1 protein-coding gene and 1 pseudogene are annotated in these 1,440 nt (G+C 56.8%); both read left to right on the top strand.

Annotated elements, in window-relative coordinates; all coding sequences use genetic code 11:
- Positions 1-199, top strand: a pseudogene (locus JDV09_RS27675) (IS1634 family transposase); the annotation flags it as partial.
- Positions 200-315: 116 nt separating this feature from the next.
- Positions 316-1,044 (top strand): FkbM family methyltransferase, encoded by a 729-nt coding sequence (locus JDV09_RS26310; protein ID WP_221372067.1) that lies wholly within the window; start codon positions 316-318, stop codon positions 1,042-1,044.
- Positions 1,045-1,440 lie beyond the last annotated feature (396 nt).

Here is a 1,440-nt window from a genome sequence, read left to right as displayed (position 1 = left end):
GCTGCGGCGCACCGCCACCGGGCTGCTGCGCATCGACCGCGCCGCCGCGCAACGGGAAGCCCACTACGACGGCAAGTGGCTGCTACGCACCTCCGATCTGACCCTCCGTGCCGAGGACCTGACCGCCGCCTACAAGCAGCTACTCGCCGTCGAGCGCGGCTGGCGCGACACCAAGAGCAGTCTCGGGCTGCGCCCGGTAAATCTTCTCGTCAGGTTAGAATGCCGGCTGCGGTGTGATGGTGGTATTTCTATCGCAGTGGGAAGCAAGCAGCACCACTTCCTGCTCATCCTGATCAGATGTGAGGGTTTCCTATGATGATTAAAGCCAGACTTAAAGCCGAAATCAATCGAATGGTGGCGCCACTTGGCCTACAGGTCTTGCGGCTTAGCCAATCTCCACGGCCGGAAAGCCTGTTCAATTTACTTGAACGCCACAAGATTGCCCCCCGTACGGTTTTCGATATCGGCGTTGCTGAAGGCACTCCCTGGCTATACCACGCATACCCCAACGCCCACTACCATTTGATCGATCCAACCCGCGAGTCGATGCCCTTCATGCAGCAGTGGGCCAAACACCTTGATGCGGAAGTGCACAACTGCGCGATGGGCGATGCCGATACACAGCAAACCATATTCGTGCGTAAATCGATCGATGAATCGACCTTGTATGAGGAGATCGGCAAGGCCGATGTGCGAGAGAAATACGAGGTTCCAGTCAGACGCTTCGACAGTCTCATTGCGGATTTTGAAAGTCCCGCGTTGGCCAAAATTGACGTCCAAGGTGCGGAAATCGCGGTGATACGTGGCATGGGTGATCGCATACATGAAATTGATGTTTTCATCATCGAAACCAGCACCATTGCAACGATCAAATCTGGCCCTGAGTTAAGCGAACTCCTTTCGCTGATGCACGATAAGGACTATGTGGTGTTTGACATTGTCGGCTTACGCCGACGTCCATTGGATGGTGCGCTCGCACAAATGGACGTCGTCTTTGTGCGTAGTGACTCGTCACTACGTGCGGACAGACGCTGGGCATCCTGACGTTACCTTTGCCGGCGCCTTTCCATCTCCTGACTTCAGGACTCCTGACACAGCGTCAGTGCCCGGTCGGTAGTTCTGTGCTTTGATCTGCGGATTTCCCGGTGTGTCGGTGTGTGGTTTCGGCCGCGATACTCAATAATAGATAGACCTAATACTGCAGCCGTAGATCGGGGCTGACGAGTTTCGGCGTGTCTGCGCTGGTCAGGGCGGTGACCGCGGCATCGTTCGATGTTTGTGAAGACAATTGAATTGGCCGCGGTCACCGCGGTTCATAGCGTAGACCCTGACCGGTGGCAGACCGAGTACTCGGCGATGATCGATCGGATCGCGCCGCGCTTCGCCCGCTACGAACCGTTGCGCCATGCCGGCGAACTCATCCTGGGCATGGTCTCGGGC

It is taken from the genome of Mycolicibacterium xanthum (assembly GCF_019710635.1).
GTDB lineage: Bacteria > Actinomycetota > Actinomycetes > Mycobacteriales > Mycobacteriaceae > Mycobacterium > Mycobacterium xanthum.
The sequence above is the reverse complement of the archived record's forward strand: the minus strand, read 5'-3'. Positions and strand labels throughout refer to the sequence as shown.

Bases quoted from the DNA above. Each gene is read 5' to 3' on its own strand.
- JDV09_RS26310 (WP_221372067.1), top strand. From the start codon at position 316: ATGATTAAAGCCAGACTTAAAGCCGAAATCAATCGAATGGTGGCGCCA.